Source organism: Bacillus sp. B4EP4a (genome assembly GCF_006680105.1).
GTDB lineage: Bacteria > Bacillota > Bacilli > Bacillales > DSM-1321 > Peribacillus > Peribacillus simplex_E.
In genome coordinates this window covers 1-415 of record NZ_VHIK01000136.1, presented here as the reverse complement: position 1 = coordinate 415, position 415 = coordinate 1, and the positions used below count along the sequence as shown (strand labels likewise).

Sequence of the window (415 nt, the reverse complement as noted above, 5' to 3'; positions counted from 1 at the left end):
GAATTGGCCAATGAAATCAAAAAAGGAAGGCTTCCGGATGATGTCACGAAACAGCAAGAAGATCGATAGTTCATTCGATGCCAAACAGGTGAAATCCCCCAAGTAATCGAGAAAGTGGTTGCCAATGCGAGGACGAAAGGCTTCACGGCCAAGGATATACAGGTGCTTGCTCCCATGTATAGAGGGCCTGCCGGGATTGATGCCCTGAATAAAATGCTTCAGGAATTGTTCAATAGCAATGTGAATGAAAAGCGGCGGGAAATAAAATTCGGAGATGTGATATACAGAACGGGAGATAAGGTGCTTCAACTGGTGAACCAGCCAGAGGAGGGTGTCTTTAATGGCGATATGGGTGAAATCGTGTCCATATTGTTCGCTAAAGAAAATACCGATCATGTCGATAAAGTAATCATAT

1 pseudogene is annotated in these 415 nt (G+C 44.1%); it reads left to right on the top strand.

Annotated features, from left to right (window positions below):
* Positions 1-415, top strand: a pseudogene (locus FNK51_RS26265) (SF1B family DNA helicase RecD2); the annotation flags it as partial.